This is a genomic window from Bradyrhizobium sp. NDS-1 (genome assembly GCF_032918005.1).
Classification (GTDB): Bacteria; Pseudomonadota; Alphaproteobacteria; order Rhizobiales; family Xanthobacteraceae; genus Bradyrhizobium; species Bradyrhizobium tunisiense.
This window is the reverse complement of record NZ_CP136628.1, coordinates 5,719,885-5,746,063: the sequence shown is the minus strand read 5'-3', so window position 1 is coordinate 5,746,063 and position 26,179 is coordinate 5,719,885. Positions and strand designations below refer to the sequence as shown.

Annotated in this window: 25 protein-coding genes and 1 pseudogene; 13 read left to right on the top strand and 13 right to left on the bottom strand. The window is 65.2% G+C overall.

Annotation, left to right across the window (positions count from 1 at the left end):
• Positions 1-1,059, top strand: a complete 1,059-nt coding sequence (locus RX330_RS26775; protein ID WP_317240461.1) for a YeeE/YedE family protein — start codon at positions 1-3, stop codon at positions 1,057-1,059.
• On the opposite strand, the gene RX330_RS26770 is transcribed toward RX330_RS26775, so the two are convergent.
• Positions 1,038-1,952 carry a DMT family transporter gene (locus RX330_RS26770; RefSeq protein WP_317240460.1) on the bottom strand — a complete coding sequence of 305 codons (915 nt, stop codon included), beginning with the start codon at positions 1,950-1,952 and terminating at the stop codon, positions 1,038-1,040. The two genes, RX330_RS26775 and RX330_RS26770, sit on opposite strands and share 22 nt — an antisense overlap.
• A gap of 101 nt (positions 1,953-2,053) precedes the next feature.
• On the opposite strand from RX330_RS26770, the gene RX330_RS26765 reads away from it, so the two are divergent.
• Entirely contained in the window at positions 2,054-3,484 is a 1,431-nt protein-coding gene (locus RX330_RS26765; RefSeq protein WP_317243975.1) for a PLP-dependent aminotransferase family protein, read from the top strand.
• 9 nt (positions 3,485-3,493) lie between these two features.
• On the opposite strand, the gene RX330_RS26760 is transcribed toward RX330_RS26765, so the two are convergent.
• From RX330_RS26760 to RX330_RS26745, 4 genes are read right to left on the bottom strand one after another with little or no spacing between them, the layout of a single operon-like run.
• On the bottom strand, positions 3,494-4,717 hold the full coding sequence (locus RX330_RS26760) for a bifunctional alpha/beta hydrolase/OsmC family protein (RefSeq protein WP_212081173.1): 1,224 nt from the start codon (positions 4,715-4,717) through the stop codon (positions 3,494-3,496).
• Positions 4,718-4,744: 27 nt separating this feature from the next.
• A complete protein-coding gene (locus RX330_RS26755) occupies positions 4,745-5,407 on the bottom strand; it encodes a sulfite oxidase-like oxidoreductase (protein WP_212081174.1) in 663 nt (220 codons plus the stop codon).
• Between the two features lie 36 nt (positions 5,408-5,443).
• Positions 5,444-6,673 carry a cytochrome P450 gene (locus RX330_RS26750; protein WP_212081175.1) on the bottom strand — a complete coding sequence of 410 codons (1,230 nt, stop codon included), beginning with the start codon at positions 6,671-6,673 and terminating at the stop codon, positions 5,444-5,446.
• 57 nt (positions 6,674-6,730) lie between these two features.
• The gene (locus RX330_RS26745; RefSeq protein ID WP_212081176.1) at positions 6,731-6,940 is read right to left on the bottom strand and encodes a ferredoxin; all 210 of its coding nucleotides are present in this window, start codon (positions 6,938-6,940) and stop codon (positions 6,731-6,733) included.
• A gap of 153 nt (positions 6,941-7,093) precedes the next feature.
• Here RX330_RS26745 and RX330_RS26740 point away from each other — a divergent pair, with 153 nt between their 5' ends.
• On the top strand, positions 7,094-7,741 hold the full coding sequence (locus RX330_RS26740) for a TetR/AcrR family transcriptional regulator (protein ID WP_317240459.1): 648 nt from the start codon (positions 7,094-7,096) through the stop codon (positions 7,739-7,741).
• Here the strand turns inward: RX330_RS26740 and RX330_RS26735 are convergent.
• The 3 genes and pseudogenes from RX330_RS26735 to RX330_RS26725 form a co-directional block, all read right to left on the bottom strand.
• Positions 7,738-8,387, bottom strand: a pseudogene (locus RX330_RS26735) (aspartate/glutamate racemase family protein). The gene RX330_RS26740 and the pseudogene RX330_RS26735 sit on opposite strands and share 4 nt — an antisense overlap.
• A 10-nt stretch (positions 8,388-8,397) precedes the next feature.
• Positions 8,398-9,816 carry an amidase gene (locus tag RX330_RS26730; protein WP_317240458.1) on the bottom strand — a complete coding sequence of 473 codons (1,419 nt, stop codon included), beginning with the start codon at positions 9,814-9,816 and terminating at the stop codon, positions 8,398-8,400.
• A 112-nt stretch (positions 9,817-9,928) separates the two neighbouring features.
• On the bottom strand, positions 9,929-10,705 hold the full coding sequence (locus tag RX330_RS26725; RefSeq protein WP_317240457.1) for an SDR family oxidoreductase: 777 nt from the start codon (positions 10,703-10,705) through the stop codon (positions 9,929-9,931).
• 156 nt (positions 10,706-10,861) lie between these two features.
• Between RX330_RS26725 and RX330_RS26720 the strand changes: the two genes are divergently transcribed.
• Positions 10,862-11,935, top strand: coding sequence for a tartrate dehydrogenase (locus RX330_RS26720; RefSeq protein WP_317240456.1), 1,074 nt, complete (start codon positions 10,862-10,864; stop codon positions 11,933-11,935).
• Positions 11,936-12,131: 196 nt separating this feature from the next.
• Here the strand turns inward: RX330_RS26720 and RX330_RS26715 are convergent, their stop codons facing one another.
• The 4 genes from RX330_RS26715 to RX330_RS26700 form a co-directional block, all read right to left on the bottom strand.
• A complete protein-coding gene (locus tag RX330_RS26715) occupies positions 12,132-13,205 on the bottom strand; it encodes a malate/lactate/ureidoglycolate dehydrogenase (RefSeq protein WP_317240455.1) in 1,074 nt (357 codons plus the stop codon).
• Positions 13,206-13,353: 148 nt separating this feature from the next.
• Positions 13,354-14,265, bottom strand: coding sequence for an NAD(P)-dependent oxidoreductase (locus RX330_RS26710; protein WP_317240454.1), 912 nt, complete (start codon positions 14,263-14,265; stop codon positions 13,354-13,356).
• A gap of 12 nt (positions 14,266-14,277) precedes the next feature.
• A complete protein-coding gene (locus RX330_RS26705; protein WP_317240453.1) occupies positions 14,278-15,528 on the bottom strand; it encodes a Zn-dependent hydrolase in 1,251 nt (416 codons plus the stop codon).
• A gap of 32 nt (positions 15,529-15,560) precedes the next feature.
• On the bottom strand, positions 15,561-16,478 hold the full coding sequence (locus RX330_RS26700) for a LysR family transcriptional regulator (RefSeq protein WP_212081185.1): 918 nt from the start codon (positions 16,476-16,478) through the stop codon (positions 15,561-15,563).
• Between the two features lie 120 nt (positions 16,479-16,598).
• On the opposite strand from RX330_RS26700, the gene RX330_RS26695 reads away from it, so the two are divergent.
• From RX330_RS26695 to RX330_RS26670, 6 genes are all read left to right on the top strand, one after another.
• Positions 16,599-17,414, top strand: coding sequence for a putative hydro-lyase (locus tag RX330_RS26695; RefSeq protein ID WP_317240452.1), 816 nt, complete (start codon positions 16,599-16,601; stop codon positions 17,412-17,414).
• Between the two features lie 88 nt (positions 17,415-17,502).
• A complete protein-coding gene (locus RX330_RS26690) occupies positions 17,503-18,747 on the top strand; it encodes an ABC transporter substrate-binding protein (RefSeq protein ID WP_212081187.1) in 1,245 nt (414 codons plus the stop codon).
• 194 nt (positions 18,748-18,941) lie between these two features.
• A complete protein-coding gene (locus tag RX330_RS26685; protein ID WP_317243974.1) occupies positions 18,942-19,775 on the top strand; it encodes a branched-chain amino acid ABC transporter permease in 834 nt (277 codons plus the stop codon).
• Complete coding sequence (locus RX330_RS26680) at positions 19,775-20,758, top strand: branched-chain amino acid ABC transporter permease (protein WP_212081189.1); 984 nt, start codon at positions 19,775-19,777, stop codon at positions 20,756-20,758. The genes RX330_RS26685 and RX330_RS26680 overlap by 1 nt, the downstream gene beginning before the upstream one ends.
• Complete coding sequence (locus RX330_RS26675; protein WP_212081190.1) at positions 20,755-21,486, top strand: ABC transporter ATP-binding protein; 732 nt, start codon at positions 20,755-20,757, stop codon at positions 21,484-21,486. The genes RX330_RS26680 and RX330_RS26675 overlap by 4 nt, the downstream gene beginning before the upstream one ends.
• Positions 21,470-22,174, top strand: coding sequence for an ABC transporter ATP-binding protein (locus RX330_RS26670; RefSeq protein WP_212081191.1), 705 nt, complete (start codon positions 21,470-21,472; stop codon positions 22,172-22,174). The genes RX330_RS26675 and RX330_RS26670 overlap by 17 nt, the downstream gene beginning before the upstream one ends.
• Before the next feature lie 163 nt (positions 22,175-22,337).
• Here the strand turns inward: RX330_RS26670 and RX330_RS26665 are convergent, their stop codons facing one another.
• Positions 22,338-23,024 (bottom strand): aldolase, encoded by a 687-nt coding sequence (locus RX330_RS26665; protein WP_212081192.1) that lies wholly within the window; start codon positions 23,022-23,024, stop codon positions 22,338-22,340.
• A 105-nt stretch (positions 23,025-23,129) separates the two neighbouring features.
• Here RX330_RS26665 and ltnD point away from each other — a divergent pair, with 105 nt between their 5' ends.
• Genes ltnD through otnK form a run of 3 tightly spaced genes read left to right on the top strand, consistent with a single transcriptional unit; the run spans position 23,130 to position 26,115 of the window.
• Positions 23,130-24,047: an L-threonate dehydrogenase gene (gene ltnD / locus RX330_RS26660; RefSeq protein WP_212081193.1), complete on the top strand. Its 918-nt coding sequence runs from the start codon at positions 23,130-23,132 to the stop codon at positions 24,045-24,047.
• 11 nt (positions 24,048-24,058) lie between these two features.
• Entirely contained in the window at positions 24,059-24,841 is a 783-nt protein-coding gene (gene otnI / locus RX330_RS26655) for a 2-oxo-tetronate isomerase (protein WP_212081194.1), read from the top strand.
• Positions 24,838-26,115, top strand: coding sequence for a 3-oxo-tetronate kinase (gene otnK / locus RX330_RS26650; protein WP_212081195.1), 1,278 nt, complete (start codon positions 24,838-24,840; stop codon positions 26,113-26,115). Before otnI ends, otnK begins: the two co-directional genes overlap by 4 nt.
• Positions 26,116-26,179: the final 64 nt, after the last annotated feature.

The window sequence follows — 26,179 nt, the reverse complement described above, 5'->3', positions numbered from 1 at the left end:
GTGGAAGCGTCCGCTCAGCTCGTCGTCCTCGCCGGCCTCGTCATCGGCCTGATCTACGGCGCCGTCGGCCTGCTCAGCGGCTTCTGCCTGATGAGCAGCATGCGCGGCTGGCTGGGCGAGGGGGACGGGCGGCTGGTGCGGACCTATGCGCTGGCGATCGGGGTGGCGATCGCCGCAAGCCAATTCCTCGCCGGCAAGGGCGTAGTCGATCTCGGCAAGACGATCTACCTGCAACAGACTTTCTCGGTGCCTGTGCTGTTCCTCGGCGGTCTGCTGTTCGGCTATGGTATGGTGCTGTCGAACGGCTGCGGCTCGCGCGCGCTGGTGCTGCTCGGCCGCGGCAACCTCCGCTCCTTCGTCGTCGTGATCGTGCTTGCCATTGCCGCGCAGATGACGCTCAAGGGCCTCATCGCGCCGGCGCGCATCGCCCTGGTTCAGGCCTCGCAAGCCACCGTCAGCGCCAATTCGCTGCCGTCCTTGCTGGGGACACTCGGTCTCGCCGAACCTCTCTCTCGCGCGCTGGCTGCGGCGGTCATCGTCGCCGCGCTGGTCCTGTTTGCCGTCGCGCATCCGGGGTTCCGCCGCTCGCCGGGCCAGATCGCAGCGGGCGTCATCGTTGGTCTCCTGGTTGCAGCCGGCTGGCTCGTCACCGGCTATCTCGGCGCCGACGACTTCAATCCGGTCGCGGTGACCACGCTCACCTTCGTCGCGCCGATCGCCGACAGCCTGCAATACGCGATGCTCTCGACCGGCCTGACGCTGAACTTCGGTATCGCGACCGTGGCCGGCGTCTTCGCGGGCAGCCTCGCCACGGCGCTGGCCACGGGCCGCTTCAAGCTTGAAGGCTATTCCTCGCCGCGCCACATGCTGCGCTCGGGCGGCGGCGCCGCACTGATGGGGATCGGCGGCGCGATGGCGTTCGGCTGTTCGATCGGGCAGGGGCTCACCGGCATGTCGACACTCGCGCTGGGCTCGTTCGTCGCAGTCGCGGGCATCCTTCTCGGCACGACGGCCGGCCTGCGCGGAAACTTGCGGGTTCAGCCGCTTGCAATGGCCTGACCGCGCAACAGGCGGTCGCCGAGTGTCGCAAGCCCGATACCGGTGACGATCAGTCCGGCCGCGATGGCAAGGCTGATGTCGATCGGCTCACCCAGCAAGATCGCAGCACTTGCGATGCCGACGAGCGGCGTCCCGGTGGTGCCGAGCGATGTCGTCAGCGCCGAGATGCTCTTGTTGACCATCGACATCGCCCAATAGGCCAGCGCCGTCCCAATCAGTCCCGAATACAGAAAGAGCGACACGAGCCTCCATGACCACTCGATTTGCGGCAGCCCGTCGAAGGTCATTGCCAGGGTCGAGAGCAAGGCCGTGGCCACGAGCACCTGCCAGAGCAGGAGCTGGAGCGGAGAGGCGATCCAGCGATGCGCACGCATATAGATGATGTTCGCGGCCCAGGAGATTGCGGCGAGGATGACCATGCCGGCGCCGAGCAGGATTCCTGTATTGGTCCAGTCGATTGACGACGGATTCATGATGACGGCAAGCCCGGCCAGTCCGAGCAGGGCGCCGGCGAGTTTCGGCGCGGTCAGCGTGTCCTTTCCGAGCATGGGCGCGGCGAGTGCGACCCAGAGCGGCGTGGTGTAGCCCAGCACGACGCCCTTGCTGGCAGGCAGAAAGCGAAGGCCGGCGGCGACCAGGATCGAGAACAGCGTCATGTGCAGCAGCGCGACGCTGAGGATGACAGGCACGTCGCGTCGTTCCGGGATCACGAGATTGTTGCTCAGTCCGAGGATCACCGTGAGGCTGATCAGCGCGATCCAGCTCCGGATCGCCGCGCTCCAAAGCGGCGGGACGAACTGCACCAGTTGCTTCGTCACCGACCAATTCACGCCCCAGGCCAGCACCACGATGAGGAACAGGCCGACGGCGGCGCGAGGTGACAGGGCCTTCATCTCGGATCTCCTTGAAGCAATCCGGTTGCGCGGATAGCATCCAATCTGGCACTTGAAAAAGTGCCAGATTGGAGAAGAACAAGGTGCCAGTTTCCGATGATATGATCTGGGCCCTGATCGACTTGAAACGGGCTGACGGCGAGGGGCTGGTGGCCCAGCTCACGAGCCGGCTGAGAGAGCTGATCGCGAGCGGCCGCCTCGGCAAAGGCCGCACGCTGCCGTCGAGCCGCCGGCTCGCGCGTGATCTCGGCGTCTCCAGGAACACCGTCACTTATGCGTTCGAGCAACTTGCTGCCGAGGGATATCTCGAAGCCTCGCCCGGCCGCCGTCCGGTGGTCGCTGTCGACGGCCGCGAGCGTACCGAATTGACCGGCGCCGTCGTATCGAGCAAGCGCTCCGCAAGGCCGCGGCTCTCACCCTGGGCTTCGAGGCTCAAGCAGGTCGACTGGCCGATGTCCTATCAGGGAGAGTTGAAGCCGTTGCGCCCGGGGCACGGCGATTTCAGGGAATTTCCGAACGAGGTCTGGGCGCGCTGTCTGCGCCGTAGCGCCGTAGGTGCGGCCAAGCGTGGGCTCGGATCGGTGAACCGGGCGCGCCTGCGCGAGGCGCTGGCGCGCTATCTCGCCACCAGCCGCGGCGTCCGCGCGAGCGCGGACCAGATCATGATCCTGCCGAGCGCGCAGGCGGCATTGAACTTGATTGCCGCAACCGTCGTTGCGGCCGGTGACGAGGTCTGGGTCGAGGATCCCGGCTATCCCGGTGCTGTGGCTGCCTTCCGGGCCTCCAACGCGCGCGTGACCGGTATCAGACTGGACGAGCAGGGCATGCGACGGATGCCGGGACTTGCCGCGCCAAGGCTGATCTTCATGACGCCCTCGCATCAGCATCCGACGGGGCGGTTGATGTCGCTCGCCCGCCGCGCCGAGTTTCTCAGCCTGAGCAGGCCCGGCAAGACCTGGATCGTGGAGGACGATTACGACGGCGAATTCCATTATGACAGCCGGCCGGTGCCGGCCTTGCAGGGGCTCGATGCCCATGGCTGCGTGTTCTATGTCGGCACCTTCTCGAAGGTGATGACGTCGGATATCCGGCTTGGCTATCTCGTCGCGCCGCCGGCGCTGGTCGGCACCCTGGAGATCGCGCAGCGCCATGTCGGGCTCATCGCCGCCAGCCACGTTCAGGAGGCCCTGGCCGAATTCATCGCCGACGGCCACTTCCTCGCACATCTGCGCCGCACGCGCCGCCTCTATCGCGCGCGCCGCGATCATCTCGTCGAGGAACTGGAGCAGCAGCTGGGTGAGAAGCTCTCTGTCGAAGTGCCTCCGGGCGGCATCCAGCTCGTCGCCCGCTTCAAGCGCGGCACTGCCGACCAGGAGGCGGTGAAGCGGCTGGTCGCCGCGGGGGTCGAGACGCGCGCCCTGTCCAGCCTGGCGCTTGGTCGGCGCCGCGATCACGGCTTTCTGCTCGGCTTTGCGGCTTGGCGCGAGAGCGAGATCAGCGCGGCCGTGCGGACGATGGCATCGTGCTTCTAGTGCAAGTGGCTAGTCCGCCGCCCTCGTCACGATCCGGATCTCCGAGGTCAGTGTCCGGTGCACCGGACATTTGTCCGCGATTTCCATCAGCTTCTTGCGCTGGTCGGCATCGAGAGCGCCGTCCATCGTGATGTCGCGCTCGATCTGGTCGAGCATGCCCTCGCGCGTCTCGCACTCCGCGCAGTCCTTGGCGTAGATCTTGGAATGCTTCAGCGCGACGGTCACGCGTTCGAGCGGCAGCGACTTGCGGTCGGCATAGAGCCGCATGGTCATGGAGGTGCAGGCCCCCAAGCCTGCGAGCAGGAAATCATAGGGCCCGGGACCGGCGTCCTCGCCGCCGGCGGCGACCGGCTCGTCCGCCACCAGTCGATGCGGTCCGACGGTGATGATCTGGTTGAACTTGCTTTTCCGGGTCTCCTGCACCACCACCTGGCGCGGCGCCTCGGGCAGATCCATCGCCTTGGCGGGCTTGGCGGTGTCGATGTAGCGGCTTGCCCAGGCCGCGATCACATCGGCCGCATAGAGCGCATCGGCCGGCTTGGTGAGCAGATGATCGGCATGGTCGAGCGAGACGAAGCTCTTGGGGTGCCTGGCGGCAACGAAGATCCTGGTCGCATTGTCGATGCCGACGGTGTCATCGACCGGCGAGTGCATCACCAGCAGCGCCTTGTGCAGACCGGTGATATCCGTCATCAGCGCGTGCTCGGCGATGTCCTCCAGGAATTCGCGCTTGATCCGGAACGGGCGTCCAGCGAGCGACACCTCGACCTCGCCCTGCGTGCGGATGTTGTCGAGGTGCTCCTTGAAGAGGCCGGTCACATGCGCCGGGTCGGATGGGGCCGCGATGGTCGCGACGGCCCTGGCTTCCGGGATATTTTCAGCGGCCGCGAGGATCGCAGCGCCGCCGAGGCTGTGGCCGATCAGGATCGACGGCGCCTTGCGGACACTGCGCAGATGATCGGCGGCGCGGACCAGATCGGCGACATTCGAAGAAAACGTCGAATTGGCGAAATCGCCTTCGCTCGAGCCGAGTCCGGTGAAGTCGAAGCGCAGCACCGCGATGCCCTTGGCTGCGAGCGCGACCGCGATGCGCTTGGCCGCCAGCGTGTCCTTGCCGCAGGTAAAGCAATGCGCAAACAGCGCGTAGGTCGCGGGCTCGCCGTCGGGCAATTCCAGTGCGGCTGAAAGCTGATGACCGCCTTCGCCGGTGAATTGAAAGCGCTCGGTCGGCATGGGCTTCCCCCGTTCTTGCCTGGAATTCTAATCGTCTGAATAGCGCTGTTCGGCCCAGGGATCACCGCGGTTATGATAGCCGCGGACTTCCCAAAAGCCCGGCGCGTCCTCGGTCAGGAATTCGATGGCCTGGAGCCATTTGGCGCTCTTCCAGAAATAGAGATGCGGCACGACCAGACGCACGGGGCCGCCGTGCTCCTCCGTCAGCGGCTGGCCGGACCAGCTATGGGCGAGCAGCGCGTCCTCGGCGGCAAAGTCTTCCAGCGCGAGGTTGGTGGTGTAGCCGTCATGGCAATGCAGTGTGACGAAGCGTGCATCCTCGCGGGGCTGGCAGGCCGCGAGCAGCTCGCGCGTGGCGAGCCCTTCCCACTCGTTGTCGTAGCGCGACCAGGTGGTGACGCAGTGGATGTCGGAGGTGAACCGGGCCTGCTTCTGCGCAGCGAACTCCGCAAAGGTCCAGAACACGGGAGTCTCGATCGCACCGTAGACGTCGAGCCGCCAGCGCTCGCGCGACACCGGCGGCACGACCCCGAGATCGAGCACGGGCCAGTCCTTGGTGAGGTGCTGGCCGGGCGGCAGTCTTTGTTCCTGCGGCCGGGTGATCTTCCCCGTGAGAAAGCGGCCCTCGCGCGCCCACTTCTCCTTGGTGCGCGTCAGTTTGCTGTCGGGCGGCTCGTTGTCGTCAGCCATGGCCGTCCAGCCTCTCCATACTCGTGTTGGAAAGACCTACATCGCCTTTCCCAGCAGAAATGGCAACTGGCGCGGGCCTCGTACCGTGCCCTGCGACCAGGTCACGGTGCCTGCCGGATCGAGCGCGAAGTCTGGAATGCGCTTCAACCATTCCTCCAGCGCAACCTGCATCTCCATGCGCGCCAGGTTGGAACCGACGCAGCGGTGGATGCCGAGGCCGAAGGCGGCGTGACGATTTTCGCGGCGGTCTATCACGACTTTGTCAGCATCCGGAAACACCTTGGGGTCGCGGTTCGCGGCCGGGAAAGAGAGGAGCACCATGTTGCCCGCCTTGACCGGGCAACCCGAGATCGTCGTCTCCTTCACCACCTCGCGGGCCATCGTCACCGGCGAATAGGCGCGGAGCAGCTCCTCTACCGCGGTCGGAATCAGTGCGGGCTCGGCGAGCAGCCGCTCGCGGTCGGCCGGTGTCTTCGCAAGATGCCAGAGCGAGGAACCGATCGCGCTCCAGGTGGTGTCGATGCCGGCGATCAGAAGCAGGCGCAGCGAGCCCAGGACGTGCGAGTCTTCGAGCGGGTTGCCTTCCTTGTCCCTGGCGTTCATCAGGTAGGAGATGAGATCGTCGAGATCGTCGGTCGGCTTGTTCTTGCGCGCCTCGATATGCGCGCTGAAATAGGCGCTCATCTCCTGCACGGCCTGGAGCAGCTTGCTCTCGTCCTTGATGCCGAGTTCGAGGATCATGTGGATCCAGCGGATGAACAGATCGCTGTCGCTCTCTGGGATGCCCAGCATATGCGCGATGGCTCGAACCGGAATGTATTTGCTGTAGCGTGCTGCGGCGTCGACCTTGCCGTCGGCGATGAACCCGTCGATCAGCTCGTTGCAGATCGCGCGCATCCGCGGCTCCAGCTTCTTCATCGCGTCCGGCGTGAACGGCGGCAGCAGGAGCTGCTTGGCCGGCTTGTGCACGGGCGGATCCGAGGTGATCGGCGGAGCGGCGTTCCTCGCGACCTCTGGACGAACGTCGCGGACGATGATGCGGCGTGAGGAGAAATGCTCGGTGTCGTTGGCGATCTCGCGCACGGCTTCATAGGTCGTCGGCATGTAGCAGCCGAGGAAGCGGTCGGTGTGCACGACGGGGCTTGCGGCGCGCAGTTCATCCCAGATCGGGAACGGATCTTCCGTCCATTGCGGGTCGGTGTGGTCGAAATCGTTGACCCAGTCGGTGACCGGCGGATGGGCGACAGGCTGGCTGACGTCGGACATGTCGGGGAATCCTCGGGCTGGTGTTCGGATCGGGCACGCGGGCACAGGGAGCCCGCGCTACTCCTCGGTCACGTCGATTGCGATTTCCGGGCAATTGGATTTGGCGAGCCAGGCCTTGTCTTCAAGGCCCGGCGGGACAATGCCGTCGCCGGCTTCGTGCGCATTGCCGTATTCGTCGAGTTCGAACAGCTCGGGCGCGAGCGCCTTACAGCGGGCGTGGCCCTGGCATTTGTCGGGATCGACGTGAACCCTCAATCGCTCTGTCATGGCGGCTTCCTCGGTCGTATGCGCGCTGCTGGAAGGCGGCGCGTTCCTCTTGACGACATTGTCGCGGCATTTGCCGCTTGTTCTAAGTTATATGCTATTACATTCGCGACAGACTTCCCCTGTCAAGCGCAAACTTATAGGCTTGCCTTCGACATGCGCTCCCAACTCGCTCGCAAGCCCGAGAACACCTACCATCATGGCGATCTCCGTGACGCACTGATCAAGGCCGCGCTGCGCGAGGCGGAGCACGGTGGCGCCGAGGCGATCAGCATCAAGGCGCTGGCCAAGCAACTCGGCGTCTCTCAGCCGGCGCCGTATCGGCACTTCGCCGACCGCGAGGCCCTGCTTGCAGCGGTGACGGCGGAGGCGTTCCGGCAGCTCAGCGCGATCCTGCGCGAGGCGATGACTGGTACGTCGAAGCAATCAAAGCTGTCGCGACTGGCGCAGGTCACCCTCGATTTCGGTCTGCGCCGCAATGGCATCTACCGTCTGATGTTCGCATCGCGCACCGTCTCATGCGCAGCCAAGGGCAGCGAGCTGCACGAGGCCACGCGCGAGACTTTTTCGCTCGTGATCGAAGCCCTCGAAGCGCCTGCCGTCGGCTATTTGCGCGAGCGGCAAGCGCTCAAGATCTGGGCGGCGTTGCACGGGGTGGTGATGCTGGCAGAGCAGGGCCTGTTCACCGGCGAGGCCGCCCATGCCACGCGCGAGGAACTGGTCGAGGATTTCGTCAAAGAGACCAAGGCCGCGCTCGCGGCGGCGATCAAGGACGCGCGCCGCCAGAAGAAGGCCGACGTCTAAGCCTTTGCTTTCAGGAGTCTCATCAGTTTGTCGACCGCGCTGTCAGGCGTCGTCACGACGGGGCGGCCGGTGGCCTCCGCAACCAACGGTGCCGTCGCTGCGATGCTGAACTGCGCCAGCGCGACCACGTCGCAATCGCGCAGGTCCTTTGACGCCTCGACGACCAGCCGGTCGTGCGTGGCACGGTCGCCGTGGTCGAGCGCCGCCAGCGCGCCCTCGGCAAGCTTTGGCACGATCTGGACGGTCATCGGAAACTCCGGGGGCATCGAGACCAGGTCGGCGGGAAGGTCGAAAGCAGGCCGATGCGCTTGCCCATCGTCACCGCGCGCTCGATCATCGCCTCGTTGGGCTTGAGCACCGGCATCGGCGCATGCGCGCGTGCGACCGCCTCGATGCAGGGGCCGAAGGCCGAGCAGGTGAACAGGATCCCGTTCGCTCCGGTCGTCGCCGCGTAATTGCCGAGCGCCAGGAAGCGCTCGGTCATCGCGTCATTGAGTTTTCCGTCGCGCGCCAGATCCGCCGGCAGACTGTCGTCGAGCAGGTTCATCAGCCGCGCCTCCGGCCACGCCTTCGCAAAAGCCGCTTCGATCGGGGCGATGGAGTGCTTGAGGGCGTGGATGAGGGCGATGCGAGGGGGCGTCGCCATTGGAGAGATGTCAGTTCTTCACCTTCGGATCAATCGGCGTCGTGCTACGCAGGCCCAATATATCCTCCAGCACCTTCGCGCCCGCGAGCACGTCGGCGTCGCTTCGCGGTGCGCCGACGACCTGCACGCCGACCGGCAGGCCGGACGTCGTGAAGCTGCACGGCAGCGACAGCGAGGGGCAGCAGGCCAGTGTGATGGCGTAGACGATGCCGAGCCATTCGACGTAATTGTCGAACCTCTTGCCGGCGCATTCGGCGACATAGCGGTGCTCGATCGGGAAGGGCGGCACGATTGTGGTGGGTGTCAGCAGCAGATCATAGGTCTTGAAGAACTCGACCGCCCGCGCGGTCATGCCGACGCGCTGGGCCTCGGCGCGCGCGAGCTGCTCCACGGTGAGCTTGAGGCCTTCCTCGATGTTCCAGATCACCTCGGGCTTGAGCAGGTCGCGCTTGGTGCGCAGCAGCTCCGCCTTGCTGATCGCGAAATCGAAGGCGCGCAGCACGTGGAAACACTCATGCGCCTCGCGCCAGTCCGGATGCGCTTCCTCGACGATGACACCGGCTTCGGCAAAACGTTCCGCAGCCTTCCGCGTGATCGCCTTCACCTCGGGATCGACAGGGGTGATGCCGAGGTCAGGTGAATAGGCGATGCGCTTCGGTTTCTTGCCGGACCGTGCGGATGTCAGGAACGAGGTCGCGGGCGCCGGCAGCGACAGCGGATCGTCGGCATAATCGCCGCTCATGGCATCGAGCAGCAGCGCGAGGTCCTCGACATTGCGTGCCATCGGGCCCTGCACGCCGAGATTGCGATCGATCGCTACTTTCGGCGTATGCGCGACGCGGCCGATGCTCGGGCGCATGCCGACGATGCCGCAGAAGGCTGCGGGGCTTCGCAAGGATCCGCCCATGTCCGAGCCCTGCGCGAGCCAGGCCATGCCGGTGGCCAGCGCCACCGCGGCGCCGCCGGAGGAGCCTGCCGCGGATTTCGTCGTGTCCCAGGGATTGAGCGTTGCGCCGAACACCTCGTTGAAGGTGTTGGCGCCGGCGCCGAATTCCGGCGTGTTGGATTTTGCGTAGACGACCGCGCCATTGGCCTCGAGGTTCTCGACCATCAGGTCGGACTTGGCGGGGATGTTGTCTTTGAAGATCGGCGAGCCCTGTGTGTTCAAGACGCCCGCAACGTCGGTCAGATCCTTGATCGGCACCGGCAGGCCCGCGAGCAGCCCGCGCGCGCCGGCGGGTTTGCGCATCAAGGCCTTGGCGCTGTCCCGCGCGCGATCGAAACACAGTGTCGGCAGCGCATTGACCTTGCCGTCGACTTCACCGACGCGCTTCTCCAGCACATCCAGGAGCTCGAGCGGCGAGACATCGCCAGACCGCAGCTTGTCGACGACGGTGCATGCAGTTTCGCGGATCAGGTCTTGAGACAATTATTTCACTCCTGTGCTCATTGTGTCGTCATTGCGAGCACAGCGAAGCAATCCAGACTGCCGCTCCGGACACATTGCCGAATTGCTTCGCTCCGCTCGCAATGACGGAAAACTAACCCCACCCGGCGCTGATGCCGCCGTCCACCGTATAGATCACGCCCGACGTATAGCCCGCGCGGTCCGAGGCCAGGAACGCCATGAGGTCGCCGATCTCGCGCGCATGCGCAGGGCGGCCGAGCGGCAGGCTCTTCTGGAATTCCTTGTAGCGGCTCTCGTCGCCGAACTGGTGCTTGGCCCGCGTCTTCAGTAGCGTGACGTGGCGATCGGTGCCGACGGGCCCCGGATTGATGCCGACCACGCGGATGTTGTCGGCGAGGCTCTTGCCGCCGAGCGCGCGGGTGAAGGCCATCAGCGCGGCATTGCCGGCGCTGCCGCAGATGTAATTGGCGTCGAACTTCTCGCCGGCAGCCCCGATGTCGTTGACGATGACGCCGCCGCCTTTGGCCTTCATCTGCGCGTAGATCTGCCGCGTGAGGTTGATATAGCCAAACACTTTCAATTCCCAGGCGTGGCGCCAGGTCGCCTCGTCGATCTTGTCGATCGAGCCGCCGGGGATGTCGCCGGCATTGTTGACGAGCACGTCGATGTCGGCGGCTTCTTCCGCCAGCCGCGCCACGTCCTCGGCCTTGCGCAGATCGACGATGCTCGTTGCGGCATCGATCTGGTGCGCCGAGCGTAAGCGCCCGGCCAGCGCCTTGAGCTGATCGCCGCTGCGGGCGGCGAGCAGGAGATGCGCGCCTTCCTCGGCAAATGCTTCGGCCGCGGCAGCGCCGATGCCCTTCGACGCGCCCGTGATCAGGACGCGCTTGCCACGCAGATGCAGATCCATTGGGGGTACTCTCGGAATTGGAACAGGATCAAACCAGTAGGCGCTCGGCCGCGCCACGGTCAACATTGCAGTGCAGCGTTGCACTGCCGACGCGTTTGGTCCATTGCAGTGCGGTCAAAAAGGCGGCGGCTGCCGGACCAAAAAGGGACGTTCTCGATGAGCAAGAAACAATACCGGATCGCGGTCATTCCCGGCGACGGCATCGGCAAGGAAGTCATTCCCGAGGGCCTGCGCGTCATGGAGGCCGCGGCGAAGAAGCACGGCGTCGCCCTGCATTTCGACCATTTCGATTTCTCGTCCTGGGACTATTACGAGAAGCACGGCCAGATGATGCCGGATGACTGGAAGGAGAAGATCGGCAAGCACGATGCGATCTATTTCGGCGCGGTCGGCTGGCCGGCCAAGATTCCGGACCACGTCTCGCTGTGGGGCTCGCTGATCAAGTTTCGTCGCGAGTTCGACCAATATGTGAATTTGCGCCCGGTGCGGCTGATGCCCGGCGTGCCGTCGCCGCTGGCGGGCCGCAAGCCCGGCGATATCGATTTCTGGGTGGTGCGCGAGAACACCGAAGGCGAATATTCCTCCGTCGGCGGCCGCATGTTCCCCGACACCGACCGCGAGTTCGTGACGCAGCAGACGGTGATGACCCGCACCGGTGTCGACCGCATCCTGAAGTTCGCCTTCGAGCTCGCACAGTCGCGGCCGAAGAAGCACCTGACCTCCGCGACCAAGTCCAACGGCATCTCCATCACCATGCCCTATTGGGACGAGCGCGTGGAGGCGATGGCCAAGAAGTTTCCCGGCGTGAAGTGGGACAAGTACCACATCGACATCCTGACCGCGAACTTCGTGCTGCATCCCGACTGGTTCGACGTCGTGGTCGGCTCCAACCTGTTCGGCGACATCCTGTCCGACCTCGGCCCGGCCTGCACCGGCACGATCGGCATCGCGCCGTCAGGCAACATCAATCCCGAAGGCGATTTCCCCTCGGTGTTCGAGCCGGTGCACGGCTCGGCGCCCGATATCGCCGGGCAGGGCATCGCCAACCCGATCGGCATGATCTGGTCGGGCGCGATGATGCTGGAGCATCTCGGCCAAAAGGAAGCCGGCCGTTCGATCGTGGAGGCGATCGAGCGCACGCTCGCCGAACGCACGCTGCGGACGAAGGACCTCGGCGGCAACGCCGACACGACGGCTTGCGGCAAGGCTGTTGCGGACATGGTGGATTGAGGCTGGGCGTTCTTGCCCACTCTTCTTGTAGGAGAGGGTGGCTCGCCGCGTAGCGGCGAGCCGGGTGAGGGCGCTGTCTCGGCAGATGCCGGCCCATGACTTGAGGAATTGCGTGCGGAGGCAACCCCTCATCCGGCGCTTCGCGCCACCTTCTCCCACAGGGGAGAAGGGAAGACTGCGCGCCGCGTCAGGCCGTTCAGCCCGCGATCTTCTCGATCGCCGCCTGATCCAGCCCGAACTTCTTCCCGGCCTCGATGATCTCCTGCCAGGTGGTCGGGTCGACCGGAATGCCTTCGGCGAGGCGCTTCGTCTTGGTCTCGCGCTCTGGCTCGCCGGCGATCTTGACCTTGTCGACGCCGGAAGCGGGCGGTGAGCCGGTGTGCCAGGCGACGAAGCTCTCGACTTCACGCGCGAGGTTCTCGCCGGTGCCGAGCTTGGCGGGATCGACGACGATCGAGAGCATGCCGTTGAGGACGTTGTACTTGCCGTCGGACGGGCCCTTGACCACTTGCCCGCCGGAGAGCGCGCCGCCGAGGATTTCGCACACCAGCGCAAGCCCCGAGCCCTTGTGCTCGCCGAAGGGAAGGATGGCGCCGTACGGGGGGATCACCGTGTAGCGCGGATCGACCGTCGGCTTGCCTTCATTGTCGATGATGGTGCCGGGCTCCAGCGCGACGCCCTTGTTGTGGGCGACGCGGGTCTTGCCCTGCGCGATCCTGCTGGTGGCGAAGTCGAGCACGATGGGGTCCTTGCCTGCACGCGGGATGCCGACGCAGAACGGGTTGGTGCCGTGGCGCGCATCGCTGCCGCCCCAGGGCGCCACGATCGGCCGAGAGATCACGTTGACGAAGTGGATCGAGACCAGCCCGTGGTCGATGCACTGCTCGGCCCAGTGGCCGATGCGGCCGATATGGTGCGAGTTGGAAAGGCCGACGAGGCAGACGCCATTTTTCTTGGCGCGTTCGGCCGCGAGCTCCATCGCTTCATGGCCGATCACCTGGCCGTAGCCGGTGAGGCCGTCGAGGGTGAGGAGCGGACCGGTGTCGAGCACGATCTTGACGTGCGCGTTCACGGCGAGGCCGCCATTGGTGACGCTCTGGACATAGCGCGGGATCATGCCGACGCCGTGGGAGTCGTGGCCTTTGAGATTGGCCTCGACGAGATTGCTGGACACGAGCTCGGCCTCGCGGTCCGAGGAGCCGCCGGCCTTGACGATGGCGCGGATGGCGTTGGTGAGCGGCTCCGCCTTGATGGTGCGATAGTCGGCCATTGCTGTTGCTCTTATACCTTCGCGATTTGGCGGGGAGCGTAGGGTGGACTAGGCGAAACCGTAACCCACGCTTCTGTCCCCGCGGAATAGACAATGGTGGGTTATGCCCCTGCCGACGCGCTTCGCGCCTCTGCAGGGCTAACCAACCCTACGAATTCACGATCCGGCGGCAGTGGACCAATGCCGCTTCAATCAGGTTCTCGCTGGCCTCCGGCGTCCGGAAGGCCGAGTGCGCCGACAGCGTCACGTTCGGGATCTTCGTCAGCGGATGATCGCCAGGCAGGGGCTCGGTGTTGAAGACGTCGAGACCGGCATGACGGATATGACCCGACTTCAGCGCGTCGATCATCGCCGCTTCGTCGACGATCGCGGCGCGCGCGGTGTTGACGAAGATGACGCCGCGCTTCATCGCAAGGATCTTCTCGCGCGTGATCATACCGCGCGTCTCGTCGTTGAGCAGCAGATGCAGTGACACCACGTCGCTCTTCGCCAGCAGCGTGTCGAGATCGGTGAACTCCACACCCGGATGGCTCTTCGGCGAGCGGTTCCAGGCGATCACCTTCATGCCGCTGCCCGCCGCGATGCGTGCAACTTCTGCCGCGATGCCGCCGAACCCGATCAGGCCGAGCGTCTTGCCGGTGAGCTGCATGCCATCCTCGCGCAGCCAGTTGCCGGCGCGCATCTCGCGGTCCATCATTGCGATGACGCGCGCCGAGGCCCACATCAGCGCAATTGCAGACTCTGCCACGGCCGTGTCGCCATAGCCCTTGATCAGGTGCACGGAGATGCCGAGCTCGGCGAGTTCTTCCGGGTTCATGTAGCTGCGTGCGCCGGTGCCGAGGAACACGACGTGCTTCAGTCCGGTGCACTTCTTCGCGACCTCGGTCGGCAGCGCGGTGTGGTCGACGATCGCGATCTCGGCCCCATCGAGAATCTCAGGATATTGCTCCGGCTTGATGTCGGGATTCCGGTTGATCCGCACCTTGGGATCGCCGGGCTGCTCCAGCCGCTCCATGATGACGGCCAGCGATTCATTGGCGTCGACGAATACTCCGCGCATGGTTTTCTCCGGTCAGGACGCGAGGCCGGCGATCGCCAGCACGGTATGCATGAGGACGTTGGTGCCTGCGGCGCAATCCGGCTGCGTGGCATCCTCCAGCTCGTTGTGGCTGATGCCGTCCTTGCAGGGCACGAACACCATTGCCGCCGGCATGATCGTGTTGAGGTTGCAGGCGTCATGGCCGGCGCCGGAGGTGATGCGGCGAGAGGAATAGCCGAGCGTCTTCGCCGCGTTCTCGACCGCCGCGATGAGCTTGGGGTCGAAATGCGTCGGCGGCTTGCGCCAGACCAGGTCGATCTTGACCTCGACCTTGCGGCGCGCGGCAATCTCCGCAATCGCTGCGCGCAGATCGCGATCGAGCGCGTCCATGATGGCGCCATCGGCGCTGCGGCAATCCATGGTGAAGGCGATCTCGCCGGGAATGACGTTGCGCGAAGGATTTGCGATGACGGCTTCGCCGATGGTGCCGACCGCGTTCGGCCCGTGCTTCTTCGCGATGGACTCCATCGCCAGCACGATTTCCGACAACGTCGCCAGCGCATCGCGCCGCAGCGGCATCGGCGTCGAGCCGGCATGGCTCTCGAAGCCGGAAATCCTGCCATCGTACCAGAGCACGCCCTGGCCGGAATCGACCACGCCGATGGTCTTGCCTTCGGCCTCCAGAATCGGTCCCTGCTCGATGTGCAGCTCGACGAAGCAGCCGAGCTTCTGGAAGCCGACGGGCTTGTCGCCGCGATAGCCGATGCTGTCGAGCGCCTGGCCGACCGTCGTGCCCTCGGCGTCCTTGCGCGACAAAATGTCGTCCGTGGTAAAGTCGCCGACGTAAGCCGCGGAGGCCATCATCGCAGGTGCGAAGCGCGAGCCTTCCTCGTTGGTCCAGTTGACCACGCAGATCGGCGCCTCGGTTTCGATGCCGGCATCGTTCAACGTACGGATCACTTCCAGCGCGCCGAGTGTCCCCAAAATGCCGTCATACTTGCCGCCGGTAGGCTGGGTGTCGAGATGCGAGCCGATGCCGACGGGCGGCTTCGACATGTCGCGGCCCTTGCGCAGGCCGAACTGTGATCCGAGCGCGTCGACGTGAACCTCGAGTCCGGCGTCCTCGCACGCTTTGCGGAACCAGTCGCGAACCTGCTTGTCTTCGTTGCTCAGCGTCAGCCGCCGCACGCCGCCTTTGGCTGTCGCACCGAATTGTGCGGTCTCGTGGATCGACCCCCAGAGGCGGGCGGAATCGATTTGCAAATTGGTGGCGGCTCGGCTCATGCGGTCGTTCTCTCTTTTGTCCGGCGCCTGTTTCAATGACGCGCCAGCGCGGGCGCGTCAACCGCGAGGCTGCTCTGCGCAATCTGCCGGGCCAGCTCGGCGACGCGCTCCACGGCGACGACGTCGGGCGAGGCGAGCCAGCTCGCGGTGAAGGTCAACGGCGCGATCGCAAGATCGGTGTCGAGCAGCTGCAGCCGCCCGTCGGCGATCTCGTGCTCCACAATGGCGTCGGGGATCACGGCGACGCCGAGCCCTTCCACCGCCATGTGGATCACGGTCGCAAGCGAAGCGGAGGCGTGCAGACGGATCGGCGGCAGGTCGGGGCGGTCGAAGACCTCGCGTACGACCTCGTAAGGCTTGGTCTTGCGCGGGAAGGTGATGATTGGAAACCGTGCGAGCTCCGCCGGCGTCACCGGGCCGTTGCCAAGGCCGAGGGAGGGGCTTGCGAGGAAGCCGATCGGATAGTCGGCGAGCACGCGATTGTGGACGCCAGAGGCGGACAGCGGTCCGACGACGAACGCGAGTTCGATCTCCTGCGCGAGCAGGCGCGAAGTGAGGTTCGGCGTGATGTCGACTTCGATCTCCAGCGACAGGTTCGGATAGACCTGGTTCACGCTCTTCACGAGGCGTGGCAGCCAGGTGTGCACGATGGTCTCGGCCACGCCGAGCCGCATCACCCCGCGCATCGCCGACCGGTCGCCGATCTCCGCGATCATCTGAGCCCGCAGGCCGATCAGCTTCTCCGCATAGACCATCATCTGCCGGCCGCTCGGGGTCGGTGAGGCCACGCGATGATCGCGGTTGAGCAGCTTCACGCCCATCTCGCGCTCGAGCTGGGCGATGCGCTGGGAGATCGCCGGCTGGGTCGTGTTGAGCCGTTGCGCGGCGCCGCGGAAGCTGCCGAGCTTCACAACCCAGAGGAATGTCTCGATCGACCTGAAGTCCAGCATTGGAAGGATTTCCCCAGTCGATAAACTTTATTTATCGATATTGATTAGAAATGACGATTAGACTTTATAGCACGCTTGGTGTTGGCTTGTCCTTGTCGAGTTTATAGGCAGGTCGATTACATGACTGTTTTGGTGGCAGCGCAGCAAACTGAAACGCCCGACGCCCTTCCGAGCCGCAAGGCCCGGCTGGCCTATCGCGGGGGGCTTGTCGCTTCCACCGCCGGTGTCGCCCCCGGTTTCGTCCAGGGCAATCTGGCGATCCTGCCTGCGGAATATGCCGGCGCCTTCCACCGCTTCTGCCAGCTCAACCCGAAGCCGTGCCCGATCATCGGTATGTCCGACGTCGGCAGTCCACACATCCCGGCGCTCGGCGCCGATCTCGACATCCGCACCGACGTGCCGCGCTACCGCCTCTGGCGCGACGGCGAGGTCGTGGACGAGCCGACCGACGTGACCAAGCATTGGCGCGACGATCTCGTCACCTTCGTGCTCGGCTGCTCCTTCTCGTTCGAAGAGGCGTTGCTCGACGAGGGCATGCCGATCCGCCACATCGAGCAGAACGTGCGCGTGCCGATGTACCGCACCAGCATTGCCTGCGGCGAGGCGGGGCCGTTCGCCGGTCCCATGGTGGTGTCGATGCGCCCATTCAAGCCGGCGGACGCGATCCGTGCGGTGCAGATCACCTCGCGTTATCCAGCCGTGCACGGTGCGCCCGTGCATCTCGGCCATCCGCATCTGATCGGCATCAAGGACATCACCAAGCCTGACTATGGGGATCCGGTGCCGGTTGCCGATGACGAGATCCCGGTGTTCTGGGCGTGCGGTGTGACGCCGCAATCAGTGATCAACGCCGCCAAGCTGCCGTTCGCGATCACGCATTCGCCCGGCCTGATGCTGGTGACGGATCTCAAGAACAAGACCATGGCCGTGATTTAGTAGGCAGCGTCTGCTGCTTGTTCGGGCTTTACCGCATCCATCAATCGCTTCATTCGATCAGCCAAATTCAATGACAGGGGACTTTGCCATGACGATCACTCGCCGCGACGTGTTGTTGGGAGCCACCGCCACCGCTGCGCTGGTGCCGCTGGCAGCGCGCGCCCAGACCCCTGAAGTCGTGATCGGCGTGATCTATCCGTTCTCCGGCGGCAGCGCGCAGCAGGGCGTCGACGCGCAGAAGGCTTATGAGACCGCGCTCGAGGTCATCAACAAGGATGCCGATTTCGACCTTCCGTTGGCCAAGGGCGAGGGCCTGCCGGGTCTCGGTGGTGCGAAGATCCGTCTCGTGTTCGCCGACCACCAGGCCGATCCGCAGAAGGGCCGCGCCGAGGCCGAGCGCCTGATCACGCAGGAGAAGGTCTGCGCCATCATCGGCACCTATCAGAGCGCAGTCGCCGTCACCGTCAGCCAGATCTGCGAACGCTACCAGGTCCCGTTCGTTTCCGCCGACAATTCCTCGCCGAGCCTGCATCGCCGCGGCCTGAAATATTACTTCCGCGCCGCGCCGCATGACGAGATGTACTCGGCCGCGATGTTCGACTTCTTCGATGCCATGAAGAAGAAGGGCACCAAGATCGAGACGCTGTCGCTGTTCCACGAGGACACCATCTTCGGCACCGATTCCGGCAACGCCCAGGCCAAGATCGCCGGCGAACGCGCCTACAAGATCGTCACCGACATCAAGTACCGCGCCAACTCGCCCTCGCTCTCGGCCGAGGTGCAGCAGCTCAAGTCCGCGAATGCGGACGTGCTGATGCCATCGAGCTACACCACGGACGGCATTTTGCTGGTCAAGACCATGGCCGAGCTCGGTTACAAGCCGAACGCGATCGTGGCGCAGGACGCCGGATTCTCCGAGAAGGCGCTCTATGATGCCGTCGGCGACAAGCTCGAAGGCGTGATCTCGCGCGGCACCTTCTCGCTCGACCTCGCGCAGAAGCGCCCGATGGTCGGCAAGATCAACGACATGTTCAAGGCGCGGTCGGGCAAGGACTTCAACGACCTCACCTCGCGCCAGTTCATGGGCCTGATCATCCTCGCGGACGCCATCAGCCGCGCCAAGTCGACCGACGGCGAGAAGATCCGCGATGCGCTGGCGGCGACCGACATCCCGGGCGAGCAGACCATCATGCCCTGGAAGCGGGTCAAATTCGACGAGATGGGCCAGAACAACGACGCCGACCCGGTGCTGTTGCAATATGTCGGCGGCAAGTTCGTCACCATCTTCCCGCCGCAGGCCGCGATCGCCGAGGCGATCTGGCCGATGAAGTAAGATTGGGAACGCGGGAGCTCAGGTGCAGCTCCCGCCCTCATCCTGAGGAGCGGGCATAGCCCGCGTCTCGAAGGACGGGGCTGGCCATCCTTCGAGACGCGCCCTTCTGCGCGCTCCTCAGGGGCAGGATCTATTTTGGGGGACGACTTTTGACAGCCCAAGCCATTATCCAGAGTCTCGCGAGCGGCCTGCTCATGGGCCTGCTCTACGGACTGATCGCCGTCGGCCTTGCGCTGATCTTCGGCCTGATGGACGTCACGAACTTCGCCCATGGCGAGTTCCTGATGATCGCGATGTACCTGTCCTTCTTCCTGTTCGCGTTCTTCGCCATCGACCCCTTGCTGTCGGCGCCGCTGGTCGCTGCGGCGCTCTTCGTGTTCGGGGCGGTGATCTACTTACTCATTGTACGCTTCGCCATGCGGGCCAAGGCCAACGCCGGCATGGTGCAGATCTTCACCACCTTTGGCCTTGCCATCGTCATGCGCGGCCTCGCGCAGTTCTTCTTCACTCCGGATTATCGCAGCATTCCGCAGTCCTGGCTCGGCGGCAAAACCGTCTCGATTGCCGGCATCTTCCTGCCGGAGCCCCAGTTGGTAGGCGCGCTGGTCTCGATCGCGGCTTTTGCCGGCCTCTACTTCTTCATCCACCGCACCGATTTCGGCCGCGCGATCGAAGCCACCCGCGAAGATCCCGGCGCCGTCGCACTCGTCGGCATCGACAAGAACCGCGTGTTCGCGTTCGGCTGGGGCCTCGGCGCCGCGCTGGTGGGGCTTGCCGGCGCGATCATGGCGAGCTTCTTTTACATCTATCCCGACGTCGGCGCGTCCTTTGCCCTGATCGCCTACGTCACGGTGGCGCTCGGCGGCTTCGGCAGCGTGTTCGGCGCCTTCGCAGGCGGCATCATCGTCGGCCTCGTCGAAGCCACCACGGCCCTGGTGCTGCCGCCGTCGCTGAAATCGGTCGGCATCTACGCCGTCTATCTGCTGGTCGTCTTCATTCGGCCGCGCGGCCTGTTCGGATCGATGTGATGGACAAGGATTTTGCAACGCGGCGCCGCCGCGACCTCATCATCGCTGCGATGCTTGCCGCGATCGCCGCAGCGACGCCCTTGTTCGTGAAGGACGTCGTCGTCCAGAACATCCTGATCCTGACGCTGATGTATGCGGGACTGTCACAGAGCTGGAATATCCTGTCCGGCTATTGCGGGCAGATCTCGCTCGGGCACGCCTTGTATTTCGGCCTGGGTGCCTACACGACCGAACTGCTGTTCACCAAGTTCGGCGTGCTGCCCTGGTTCGGGATGCTGGCGGGTGGCGTCGTGTCGGCGCTGATCGCGATGGGGCTCGGTTATCCGTTCTTCCGCCTGCGTGGCCATTACTTCGTGATCGCCACCATCGTCATCGCCGAGATCGGGTTGCTGCTGTTCCACAACTGGGAATGGGCCGGTGCGGCGATGGGCATCACCATTCCGATCCGCGGCGACAGCTGGCTGAAATTCCAGTTCCTGCGCACCAAGCTGCCGTATTTCTATTTCGCGCTCGCACTGTGCTGCCTTGCCTGGTTCGTCACCTGGTGGCTGGAAAACTCCAAATGGGGATTCTGGTGGCGCGCGGTGAAGGACAATCCTGACGCGGCCGAGAGTCTCGGTGTCGACGTGTTCAATTCCAAGATGGGCGCGGCCGCCGTCTCTGCCTTCTTGGTCGCGGTGGGTGGCAGCTTCTACGCCCAGTTCGTCTCCTACATCGATCCCGAGAGCGTCATGGGCTTCCAGTTTTCGCTGCTGATGGCGCTGCCCGCCGTGCTCGGCGGCATCGGCACCCTGTGGGGGCCGGTGTTAGGGGCCGCCATTCTGATCCCGCTGACGGAACTGACGCGCTTCAAGTTCGGCGGCTCGGGGCGCGGTGTCGACCTCATCGTCTACGGCACGCTGATCGTCCTGATCTCGCTGGCCCTGCCACGAGGCCTGCTGAGCCTGTTTTCACGCCCTAAGAAGACGGGAGCCGCACGATGACGCCGCTTCTCGAAACCCGCGGGGTCTGGCAACGCTTCGGCGGCCTCGTCGCCAACAGCGACGTCTCGATTTCGGTCGGCCGCGGCGAGATCGTCGGCCTGATCGGTCCCAACGGTGCCGGCAAGTCGACGCTGTTCAACCTGATCGCCGGCGTGCTGCCGCCCACCCAAGGCTCGATTCTGTTCGATGGCGAGGACGTCACCCGCATGCCGGCGGCCCAGCGTTGCCAACGCGGCATCGGTCGTACCTTCCAGGTGGTCAAGAGCTTTGAGACCATGACCGTGATCGACAACGTCATCGTCGGTGCGCTCGTGCGCAACACGGTGATGCGTGAGGCCCGCCGCAAGGCGCATGAGGTGCTGGAGTTCACCGGCCTTGCGGCGCGCGCCGACGTGCTCGCAAGCGACCTCGTGCCGGCCGAGAAGCGCCGCCTCGAAGTCGCCCGTGCGCTCGCGACCGAGCCGAAGCTGTTGCTGCTCGACGAAGTCCTCACCGGCCTGACGCCGACCGAGGCGCAGACCGGTGTCGCACTTGTGCGCAAGGTGCGCGATGCCGGCATCACCGTGCTGATGGTCGAGCATGTCATGGAGATCGTGATGCCGCTGGTCGACCGCGCCATCGTGCTCGACCTCGGCAAGGTGCTGGTCGAGGGCAAACCCGCCGATGTCGTCCGCGATCCCAAGGTGATCAGCGCATATCTGGGAGATCGTCATGCTCAGCGTGCGTGAAGTCACGACCGCCTATCAGGGCCTGGTCGCGATCTCCGCGGTCTCGATCGAGGTCCAGAAGGGCGAGATCGTCTGCGTGGCCGGTGCCAACGGCGCGGGCAAGTCGACGCTGCTCAAATCCATCGCCGGTGCCGAGCGCCCGCGTTCGGGCACGGTGACGTTCGACGGCAAGCGCCTCGACGGCATGGCGCAGCATCACATCACAGCGACCGGCATCGCCTATGTCCCGGAGAACCGCCGCCTGTTTCCACGCCTGTCGGTGCGCGACAATCTCCGCCTCGGCAGCTACCTCTACCGAAGCGAGGCAAACCGCGAAGAGCCGCTCGATCTCGTCTTCAAGCTGTTCCCACGTCTCCAGGAACGTTTGGAGCAGCGCGCCGAGACGCTTTCTGGCGGCGAGCAGCAGATGCTCGCGATCGGCCGCGCGCTGATGACACGCCCGCGGCTGTTGATGCTGGACGAGCCGTCGCAGGGCATCATGCCGAAGCTCGTCGACGAGATCTTTCAAGCCGTAAAGCTCATCCGCGACTCCGGCATGACCGTGCTGATCGTCGAGCAGCGCATGGCCGAGTGCCTCGAGATCGCCGACCGCGCCTACATCCTGCAAACCGGCCGCGTGCTGATGCAGGGCGCAGCGAGCGAGATCAAGGGCAATCCGGATGTGCGCAAGGCGTATCTGGGGCTGTAGCTAGATTGCCACGGCATACTCTGCCGTCATCCTGAGGTGCGCGCCCTTCGCGCGCCTCGAAGGATGCGCTGCGAGCGTCCGTAGCCCATCCTTCGAGGCTTCACCTTGCGATGCAATTGCATCGCAAGGCTCGCACCTCAGGATGACGCCGGTGCATGTGGCGCTAATGCCCGTGCCCGTGTTCCGGCAGCGCGACCCCGAACACCTTCACCAGATCCTGCACCTGCTCCGGCGACAGATAGCGCGGGTTCATCCCGCGCAGCAGCAGGTACAGCTTCGCCGTCTCCTCCAGCTCTTCGGTCGCGAACACCGCGGCTTCCAGCGTGTCGCCGGCGACGACAGGACCGTGATTGGCGAGCAGCACCGATGAATATTTTCCTGCCAGTCCCTTGATCGCGTCCGCGACCGCGGGATCGCCGGGGCGATAATAGGGCACGAGCGCAGTGGCGCCGCATTTCATCAGGTAATAGGCCGTCATCGGCGGCAGCGCGGCGCGCGGGTCGATCTCGGGCAGCATCGAGAGCGCGACCGAATGCGTGGAGTGGAGATGCACGATTGCGCGCGCGCTGCCGCGCGTGTCGTAGAGCGCATTGTGCAGCGGAACTTCCTTGGTCGGCGCATCGCCCGAGACCAGCCGGCCCTGATCGTCCAGCCGCGACAGCTTTGCGGGATCGAGGAAGCCGAGCGAGGCATTGGTCGGCGTCACCAGCCAGCCGCCGCCATCCAGCCTGACGCTGATATTGCCGGAGGAGCCTGGCGTCAGCCCGCGCTCGAACAGGGACCGTCCGAAGCGGCAAACGTCCTCGCGCAGCCGGGTCTCGTTGCTGTTTTCAGTCCTCATGGCCGTCATGTCCGCTTGTCTCACGCTTTGGCAGCGCGGCCAAGCCGTGTTATCGGTTCGCCGAGCCGCCGCGAAGGCCGGCCGTCCGGGAAACGTCGCAAGGGTCAGTTGCATATGTCCGCCTCCACGTCTCAAAAACAGCACATCGCCATCGTCGGCCTCGGCTCGATGGGATACGGCATGGCGACCTCGCTGAAGCGTGCCGGCCATAACGTCACCGGCTGCGATGTTTCGGCTGACGCAGTGGCGCGGTTCGTGAAGGATGGCGGCGCGGGCGCCAAGACGCCGGCCGAGGCGGCCAAGGAGGCCGATATCGTCGTCAGCGTCGTCGTCAACGCCGCGCAGACCGAGACGATCCTGTTCGGCAAGGATGGTGCCGCCGAGACCATGCCGAAGGACAGCGTCTTCATATCCTCGGCGACCATGGATCCGGATGTGGCGCGGCGCCTCGCCAAGCAGCTGGAGGCGACAGGCCGGCATTATCTGGATGCGCCGATCTCCGGTGGGGCGCAGCGCGCCGCACAGGGAGAGCTGACGATTCTCGCCTCCGGCAGTCCCGCCGCGTTTGTGAAAGCGCGCCCCGCCCTCGACGCCATGGCCGCAAAGCTCTACGAGCTCGGAGATGCCGCCGGGCAGGGCGCGGCATTCAAGATGATCAATCAGTTGCTCGCCGGCGTGCACATCGCCGCCGCCAGCGAAGCCATGGCATTCGCGGCCAAGCAGGGCCTCGACATCCGCAAGGTCTACGAGGTGATCACGGCCTCCGCCGGCAATTCCTGGATGTTCGAGAACCGCATGCCTCACGTGCTCGACGGTGATTACACGCCGCGCAGCGCAGTCGAAATCTTCGTCAAGGATCTCGGCATCATCCAGGACATGGCGCGCAGTGCCCGATTCCCCGTGCCGGTCTCGGCCGCAGCGCTCCAGATGTTCCTGATGACCTCGGCCGCCGGCATGGGCCGCGACGATGATGCGTCGGTGGCGCGGATGTATGCGCAGGTCACCGGCGTCAAGCTGCCCGGCGACAAGTAAGGGGAACTCCGATGCCGCGTTTTGCCGCCAATCTCTCGATGATGTTCACCGAGGTGCCGTTCCTCGATCGCTTCGATGCCGCCGCGCAGGCCGGTTTCACCGCGGTCGAGTTTCTTTTTCCCTACGATCATCCGGCGGCGGCGGTCGGCGAGCGGCTCGAGCGCAACGGGCTGACCCAGGCGCTGTTCAACCTGCCGCCGGGCGACTGGAATGCCGGCGAGAAGGGCTTCGCCGCGCTCCCCTCGCGCTTCTCCGATCTCAAGGCGAGCCTGGAGACCGCGCTGCCTTATGCGAAGGCGACCGGCGTCAAGCGCCTGCATTTGATGGCCGGCATCGCCAACCGCGGTGAGCGTGTCGCGATCGAGGCCTTCTACAAATCGGTCGCGTGGGCCGCCGAATTCTTCGCCCCCCACGGCATCGACATCGTGATCGAGCCGATCAACGCCCGCAACGTGCCCGGCTACTTCCTGAACGATTTCGGTTTCGCGCGCGACCTGATCCAGGAACTGCGGCTTGCGAACCTGAAACTCCAGTTCGACATTTATCACTGCCAGATCATCCATGGCGACGTCACCATGCGTCTTCGCGAGATGATGCCGGTCATCGGCCACATCCAGATCGCCAGCATTCCCTCGCGCAACGAGCCCGACGGCGAGGAGTTGAACTACCCTTTCCTGTTCACTGAGCTCGACCGCCTCGGCTATACCGGCTTCGTCGGCTGCGAATACAACCCGCGCGGCAAGACCACCGACGGCCTTGCCTGGTTCAAGCCTTACGCAGGAGTGAAGCCGTGACACTTGCGTTGGGCTGCATCGCCGACGATTACACCGGCGCGTCCGATCTCGCCAACACGCTGACGCGCGCGGGCCTGCGCACCGTGCAGACCATCGGCGTGCCGGCGGACGATCTGTCATTGCCCGAGGTCGACGCCGTCGTGGTGTCGCTGAAGAGCCGCTCGATCGAGGCCGGCCTTGCCGTCACGCGTTCGCGCGCGGCAGACAAATGGCTGCGCAGCCGTGGCGCGCGCCATGTCCTGTTCAAGATCTGCTCGACTTTCGATTCCACCGACGCCGGCAATATCGGCCCCGTGATGGACGCGCTGCGCGCCGATTGCGGCGAGGCGAACGTGCTGGTGACGCCCGCATTCCCCGAGACCGGTCGCACCGTGTACCAGGGCAATTTGTTCGTCGGCGCCGTCCCGCTCAACGAGAGCCCGCTGAAGGACCATCCGCTCAACCCGATGCGGGACTCCAATCTGGTGCGCGTGCTGGCGCGCCAGAGCAAGACGCAGATCGGCCTCGTCGACCTCGCCGCCGTCACGCGCGGCGCCGATGCGGTGCGAGCGCGGCTGGCGGAGCTTGCGGGCAAGGGCATCGGCGCGGCCATCATCGACGCCGTGTTCGACCGCGACCTCGAAACCATCGGCTTCGTGGCCGGCGAACATCGCTTGTCGGTCGGTGCGTCCGGCATCGGCCTCGGCCTCGCGCGGGCGCTGGTGTCGACCGGAAAGGTCAAGCCCGCCGCCGCGAGCAGCGAGTCCGGAGCTACCGTCGGCGGGCCAGCAGCATGTCTTGCCGGAAGCTGTTCGCAGGCGACGCTTCAGCAGATCGCCAATGCCGAACGTGTCATGCCGGTGTTACATCTCGACCCGGAGCAGGTCGTTGCAGGTACTGGCGAAGCGCAGCGCGCGCTCGCCTGGGCCCGGCCTCGGCTGGCGGATGGTCCCGTTCTGATCGCCTCGAGCGCGACACCGGAAGCCGTTGCCGCCGTTCAGGCGCGCCACGGCCGCGACGCCGCCGGGCATGCCATCGAGCAGGCCATGGCCGACATTGCCGAAGGCCTGGTCCAGGCGGGCGTTCGGCGCCTGATCGTTGCCGGTGGTGAAACCTCGGGCGCCGTGGTCGACCGGCTGAAGATTCCCGGATTTCTCGTAGGAGTAGAAATTGCGGCGGGCGTCCCGGTGCTGCGCGCGGTCGGTGCGGAGGCGGGCCAGATGTTGCTTGCGCTGAAGTCGGGAAATTTCGGCGGCGCTGAGTTCTTCTCCGATGCGCTTGGGCTCATGCGCTGAGCGCAGGGCATTCTTAGGCCCCCATTCATTTCTTTCTGGCTTCCGTACTCGTACGGAGTCGTAG